At 65.2% G+C, this 6,455-nt stretch carries 8 protein-coding genes and 1 pseudogene; 3 read left to right on the top strand and 6 right to left on the bottom strand.

Annotation, left to right across the window (positions count from 1 at the left end):
• The 3 genes and pseudogenes from ITJ56_RS17900 to ITJ56_RS17890 form a co-directional block, all read left to right on the top strand.
• A partial coding sequence (locus ITJ56_RS17900) for a hypothetical protein (protein WP_228518183.1) occupies positions 1-650 on the top strand: 650 nt, incomplete at its 5' end.
• 285 nt (positions 651-935) lie between these two features.
• Complete coding sequence (locus ITJ56_RS17895) at positions 936-1,907, top strand: phosphotransferase (protein WP_194631989.1); 972 nt, start codon at positions 936-938, stop codon at positions 1,905-1,907.
• 47 nt (positions 1,908-1,954) lie between these two features.
• Positions 1,955-2,305, top strand: a pseudogene (locus ITJ56_RS17890) (recombinase family protein); the annotation flags it as partial.
• A gap of 43 nt (positions 2,306-2,348) precedes the next feature.
• Here the strand turns inward: ITJ56_RS17890 and ITJ56_RS17885 are convergent.
• The 6 genes from ITJ56_RS17885 to ITJ56_RS17860 all read right to left on the bottom strand — a co-directional run bounded on the left by ITJ56_RS17885 (position 2,349) and on the right by ITJ56_RS17860 (position 6,287).
• Positions 2,349-2,819: a GCN5 family acetyltransferase gene (locus ITJ56_RS17885; RefSeq protein ID WP_194631988.1), complete on the bottom strand. Its 471-nt coding sequence runs from the start codon at positions 2,817-2,819 to the stop codon at positions 2,349-2,351.
• Positions 2,816-3,709 carry a hypothetical protein gene (locus ITJ56_RS17880; RefSeq protein WP_194631987.1) on the bottom strand — a complete coding sequence of 298 codons (894 nt, stop codon included), beginning with the start codon at positions 3,707-3,709 and terminating at the stop codon, positions 2,816-2,818. Before ITJ56_RS17880 ends, ITJ56_RS17885 begins: the two co-directional genes overlap by 4 nt.
• Positions 3,710-3,783: 74 nt before the next feature.
• Complete coding sequence (locus ITJ56_RS17875) at positions 3,784-3,939, bottom strand: hypothetical protein (protein WP_194631986.1); 156 nt, start codon at positions 3,937-3,939, stop codon at positions 3,784-3,786.
• A gap of 182 nt (positions 3,940-4,121) precedes the next feature.
• Complete coding sequence (locus ITJ56_RS17870) at positions 4,122-4,928, bottom strand: ParA family protein (RefSeq protein WP_228518182.1); 807 nt, start codon at positions 4,926-4,928, stop codon at positions 4,122-4,124.
• Positions 4,929-4,984: 56 nt separating this feature from the next.
• Positions 4,985-5,548, bottom strand: coding sequence for a hypothetical protein (locus ITJ56_RS17865; RefSeq protein WP_194631985.1), 564 nt, complete (start codon positions 5,546-5,548; stop codon positions 4,985-4,987).
• Positions 5,549-5,612: 64 nt separating this feature from the next.
• Positions 5,613-6,287: a hypothetical protein gene (locus tag ITJ56_RS17860; RefSeq protein WP_194631984.1), complete on the bottom strand. Its 675-nt coding sequence runs from the start codon at positions 6,285-6,287 to the stop codon at positions 5,613-5,615.
• Positions 6,288-6,455 lie beyond the last annotated feature (168 nt).

The raw sequence follows: 6,455 nt of genomic DNA, 5'->3' as shown, positions 1-6,455 counted from the left end.
TCCTGGCCGGTGTCTTCGTGCTGTTCGGCAGGCACCTCCCGGCACGCTTGTCAGCGTTGGCGTCGTCGGTGGTCGCCCTCGTGTTGCTTGCCGTCCAGGCTGCATCCTCGCCGGAATACGTCGTGGTCTACCCGAGCCCGGATCGCGTGACGTTCGTCCTCCTTGTTGGGCTGGGCTTTATTGCCGCGGCCGGGACACCCCGCCGACACTGGACGACCCTTCTGACCGCCGGCGGGTGGGGCTTGGCGCTTTCGGCAGGTCTGCTGCTCATGCACGGTCGCGATATGACCTCAATCCCGCTCGCCGCGGGGTTGCCCAGCTGGTACGACTTCTTCAACCGGTACCTCTGGAGCGGTGGCCTGCTCACAACCGGTGTCGTTTGGATCCTTGTCAGCGCCCTCCTGGCGACGGCCGTTGTAAGCCGTTGGAGAGGCCATCGCGCGAACGCCGCGGCGCTCGTCGTGTCGGTGATGCCGTGGGTTGCTGCAACTGTGACGAACTGGCTGCTCTTCCACGCAGTCGGTGCGTCCTCGATCGTCATCAACCTCGTGATGGCCGCGACCTGGATTGCACTGGCAACTGCCGCACTCACCTTGCACCCGAAATCCTTCGCGAATGGGGACGCTCATGGAACACCAAATCCGGCCTGAAGCGATCGCGCTGCCGCCGACGCAACCCATCGACATCACCGAGTGGCTGAGGCAGGAGCAGGAGCACCACACCAGCCACTGACATAGGCAAGAGCGGAGCGACCCTGGGGGGCGTTCCGCTCTTGTTCTGTCCCGCGCGGACTACGCGCCACCATCTCTCGCTACGGCGCCCGGTTGAGGATCGGCTTTTGAGGCTCTGACAAGAAGTCGGAAGCGGGCCGTGAGGCGCGGCAAGATTGAGTGGGGCGTCGGGCTCGACCCCTGTCTCTTAACGCAGGGGGATCGATGACGATCGAGATGTTATGGGCGCAGGACGACCCGACTGAGGTGCTCCGGGACCGTTTCGGCTTCGCGAACGCGGAGGCGGTGAGCACTTGGGTCAGCTCAACGATCGAGCGTCATTGGGATATTCGTGTCGCGTCCCCGGAGCGGGTCGTAATCAGCGACAGCAACGCCCTTGCGTGGGTGCGCAGCGGCGACCAACGCCTCCTGTTGAAGTGGTCGGTAGCGCCTGACCGATTCAAGCGGCTCGCGCTTGCCGCCAAGCTCACTGCTTGGCTCGGTGCGCTCGGACTACCCGTTTCGGCACCGGTGCCGACACTTTCGGGTGAGGTTCAGGTGACGAGCGACGGCGTCTCGATGGGACTGCAGCGCGTCATCGACGGCGACCACCTCAACGTCGAGGACGCCGATCAGGTTCGTGTAGCAGGGGTGACGCTCGCTCGGCTGCACGACGCACTGCGTGCGCACCCCCTGGACAACTCGCAATCCGAGGTCCTGTCCGTGCCGGCACCGCTTACCAAGCAAATCGCAGGCTGGGTCGCTTCCGATCCGTCGACGCTGCCCCCGCCGGCCAGAGACGTCCTCGGGCAGCTCCTCGAACGAGTGCCGTCGGATCTCCCGCCCGTCCAGATTGTGCAGGGCGACTACCGCGCCGCGAACATCTTGTGCGTCGGAGGCGCTGTCGTCGGCGTTCTCGACTTCGAGGAGCTTCGACTCGACCACCGAATCGTCGAGCTCGCTCGTTCGGCGGTCATGCTCGGCACACTCTTCCGGGACTGGGGGCCCGTTTCAGCGACCGTTCGGCAGCAGTTCCTGGACGGGTATCAAACGGTCCATACCCTCACCGATGCGGAACTCCAATGGTGGCCGGTTTTGGTGCTCTGGTACTCGCTGGCACTCGTACCGCCCGGTGACGACCCCACGGGGTGGGGTCGAGCAGCAATCGAGGTACTCGACGAGCACACAGCGAGGTAGGAGCCGATCGGCTACCGGACGACGGAGCTAAGGCTGAGTGTCGTGACGGCCCCCGAAGTGATCTCGGAGGGTCGGTGCACGACCCGACCGACCCGGTCGGGCGACTGCTGTTCAACGTGCTCGGTATGGTCGCCGAGTTCGAGTCCGACCTGATCCGGGCCCGCACGCGCGAGGGGATGGCCACCGCGAAGGTGAAGGGCAAACTCAAGGGCCGCAAGCCCAAGCTCTCCCCCACCCGCGAACGGCTCCTCGTTGACCTATACCGCGCCGGCGACCGCACGATCACCGAATTGATGGAACTGTTTGGCGTCGACCGCGCCACCATCTACCGCGCGCGCGACCGACATGATGCGTCGACGTCGGCGGCGGACCTCACCCTCCCTCGGATCGACGCATGATCGACCCGGGCACTGACTCGACGGCAGATGGACCGGTGGACCCTTAGCGGCTCCTGCGGACAAGTGGCGGCGTCGCGTGTTTCACGAACAGTGGTCGGTAGTGCATCGAGCGGTCTACGCGCGGGTAGTGCGTCCAGCCGATTCCAGACCAGAAACCGTCTGCCTGTTCCGAGAACGCAGTGAAGGTTCGACCCGGGTAGCGGCTGACCAGCAGCATCATTGCCGCCTCGCCCACGCCGGCGAGTCGGTAACCCTCCCGCACCTCGAAGAAAGACACATCGATCGCGGACGCGGGCGGCGTGAAGCCCTTGTAGACGTCCGCGATCTGCGCGGCCGTGTCGATCTCGGCGCGGGCGACCTCGACGCCATCCTGGTCGAACGTCAGTGTCTCGTAGTTCGGTTCGGTGCTGTACCGGGCGCGACCCCACCACCTCTCGTTGAAGCCAGCGACAGTCATGTCGAACGGTGACCGGAATGACTCCAGCGCTTCAACGCGACGGACCCGCATGTTCATCCGACGCCGATCGCGTGGAGCAGCTTGGCCAGGTGGGGCATCAGCTGCGCAGCGATCGTGTTGCTTCCCGCGGTCGCACCAGCGACCACGGCGGCGGTGAATACCTTGTTGCCCAACTGCTGCAGCACGCTCTCGCGTGCGTGCCCCTCTGCTTCGCCGCGCAGCTCTTCGGCTGCGGAGTTCACGGACACTTGCTGGGCCGCTGGGAGCTCCGAGACTTGGGCGAGGACCGCGTCAACGAGCTCGAGGGCCGCTGCGGCGCCCGATCGGTTGTCCTGGGATTGCGTGACGTGCGACGACTGCTGCGCGATCTGCACGTTCCCGCCGTGAATCGACGTCATGAAGTGTGACGAGCCGCGAGCGCTCGGGGCCGGGTCGTGCACGGATCGGCCCCCTTCGATGACGTCCTCTCCGTCGGCGGTTATCTTGGCGCGGATGGGGGCGTCGGAGTTCGCCATCTTGACGCCGTCGATCAGCTCACGCTCGAGCAGCCACGTGCCGGCGCGCTCAAGTTCCGCGGCCGTGTAGACGTCGCCGCACCAGTGCGGTTCGGTCTCAAGGAACTTGTCCGGGTAGGCGTCAGAACCGGCGTTGCAGCGTTCCCAGACGTACCTGAGGTACAGGTCGGGCAACGCCCGCTTGCGAGCGACGGCATCAACCTGGCGACTCCGGAACCGCTGCACGGCAGACCGGCCCATTGGTTTGATCCGAATCGAGAATCCGCCGTCGAGCGTCTTGCCTTCGGCCTCGCCGAAGAGGTGCTGCTCGATGAACGCTTCGATGTTGGGATCGAGGTCGTTGAACGTGTGCCCGGGCTCACGTATCGCGGTCTCAAGCGTCTCGATCATCGCCAACTCTGGGTCGCCAGGCCTTACCCGCTCGACGGTCATGGCACTACCGTAGAGCAGACCGCAGACGTGCCCGAGGGAGCGCGCATCGGGAACACTCCGTTGACGATGGACTCCTAGCGATCCTTCGCAGCCGTGCCGTACTGCTGGCCGTACTTCTCGCGGATTGCCTCTTCGACGACGTTGCGAATCGTCCCCTCGCCGCCGTCGACCGCTGCATCAATCAAGTCCTGCACGTCGAGTGCGAGACGGGTACTGAACGGGACTGTCACCTCGCGTCGAGGGCGGCCGCGGCGCGGGGCCGGCGGAGTCACATTCGGCGACGCCGGGGCCGGAATGGGAATCCGAGCAGGCTCGGTCTGGCGGTAGTCGACCGGGTCAACGCGCTCGTCTGCGGCGGCTTGGGGCCGGCGTCGGTTCCTAAGGTCGCCAGGACGCTCTGGCTTTTGATCGCTCATCGGATTACCTGGTCCACGATGGCGGTGTACGCGTCGAGCACTGGTGCACCCTTCCTGTAGTTGCCGTACCACTCACCCGTGAGCCGCACTTCCTGCACGATCGCTCGTTCTGGGACGAGGGGCACTAAGAGCATGCCTGTGTCGCGGAGCTCGTCGATGCTCGCCACGGCAGGTCGGGACATGATCGTCTCCCTGACTCCCCCGACGACGATGCCGGCTTCGGTCAACGTCACAGGAGCACCGATGCGCTCTCGACTGTGTCGAAACTGTTGCACGGTCTTCCGGGCGCCGTTGAAGCCGTCGATGCCGTCGTTCGTCGCGTTAGCGGCGTAGATGACTGTGTCGGCAGCGTTGAGGGCCGCCAGGGTCAACGGGCCACCCTGGCGGTTGGGGCAGTCGATGACCACGAGATCAGCCTGCGCGCCCTCGAGCGACATGCGAAGGCGGAGCTCGGCGTGGTCGGCCCGGTCCGCCTCGCGGTTCGACACGTTGCGCGCGCTCGGCAGGACACGGAGGTTCGACGACCAGGCGGTAGATACCGCGAGGTCTTCTGCCCACCCCTCCGGTTCCTCGTTACCGAGAATTGCCCCAACGTGCAGCCCCTCCCCCGATGGTTCGACGTTGAGCCACTTCGTTGAAGCTGCCCGCGGATCCAAGTCGACAAGGAGGGTCCTGAGACCTCGTTCTGCAGCGATCATCGCGATGGACACTGCGGTCGTCGTCTTCGACACCCCACCGGACTCGCTATACACCATGGCTGTCTGCATGCAGGAAAGCATGAAAGCATGCATTCTGTCAGTCAAGCATTCTTGCATTCTTGCATGAAAGAAAGAAGGCAAGCAGGCGTGCATGCATGCGCTCAAGCAGCGAGTTCGAGGTCTCGGAGCTGCTGGAGGAGTCCGCGTCGGACGAACCGCATGGCTTCTTGGTGGTCTGCTCGGCCGTCGCTCGAGCATGGGTATGCGGGGTATGCCTCGGGGCCGCCGTGGTCGTCGACGGATCGGAACATGACAACCTGCGTGGTGGGCGTACGGTCACGGCCGCGTCGGCCGGCCTTGCGGACAAGGTGGTTCCGCCACCAGGCCCACAGATCGCGCTCGTCGACGTACTGCTGTTCCCGGCGCTGCAGGGTCCCGTCGACGCCAAGCTGCTTGGCCACGTGGGTTCGGAAGTCCTGGAGGCGCCGGCGCCAGCCGGTGGGTGTGGCGATCGCGAGGGCCCACCGGCGCATGCGTGCGAGGGCAGCGCGTGCGCGGCCGCGGGGGAGTCCTGCACGGTCGGCGACCACCTCGGATGCGTGCTCGTCTGTGGTCAGGCTCTCGTAGACGCGGCGTGCAGTGGGCCCCAGTCCTGCGCGGGTGAAGACGTCGTGCCGTCCGGCATCGAGCCGGTCTTCAAGAGCGTCTAGGAGGGCGACTCTCACGTCGAAGAGCTCGGCCGGGGGGCGGATCGGCACCGGTTCAGGACTCGCCAAAAGTGTTCCGAGATCAGCCGAACATGCCCCCTTCCGGCTCGATCAGCAGTTGAGCGCGCGTGCCAGTCGGGATCGTGATGACGACCGTCCCACCGGGCTGTCGAACCACGGTGACGCCCGTCTCAGCAGTGCCGGGAATCGAGGTCGCGGACGCGAGCTGCGGGTAGTCCTCCAGGGGGATCGCCTTGCCCGTAGCGAGGTGATCAACGAGGTTGGTAGCCATGCGTCCACCGAAGTCCTCCTCGACACGGGTCGAGAGCTCGGGGTGGTCGGCCAGGTAGGTCTCCATCGAGTACCGACGCGTCCCGCGTGACTCGCCCTGGCGCCACGGGCCGCCCGGGATCGGGCAGCCGATGAGCCACTCCCCTGGCACCTGCGAGGCGTTGCTACTCGGAGGGCTGAACCAGCTGTCACCCGCGGGCTTCTCGTCCCAGACCCCGGGGCCGTCGAACTTGACGGTGCCGTCGGGACCATCCTGCAGCCACTCGAACTTGTAGGCCGAGACGATCATGTTGTCGTAGGTGCCAACAACGAAGTCGCGGAAGCCGTCAAGGGTCGACTCGTTGATCTTCTTCCAGTAACCGCGGGTGATGCTCTCGAGCTTGATCTCGAGCGGCTGATTCTGGCGTCCCTTGCGGACATCGTCGAGAAGGTTCGGGTAGCTGCGCTTCAGCGAGGTCACGATCATGGGTTCCGCCCTTCGTCTTGGCTACAGTGACACAAGATGCCTACATGCGCAACAGTACGAATTTCCGCGATCTAACCGTCTCGATAGCCGATGGCGGTTTCAAGGGGTCGTTGCAACGGGTGGTTGTTTCGGGTCCGAGAGTAGCTGCTCGAATGCTTCTGCCGGGGT

Source organism: Curtobacterium sp. VKM Ac-1376 (genome assembly GCF_015351025.1).
In the GTDB taxonomy this organism is placed as follows: Bacteria; Actinomycetota; Actinomycetes; order Actinomycetales; family Microbacteriaceae; genus Curtobacterium.
This window is presented reverse-complemented; position numbering and strand designations above follow the sequence as displayed.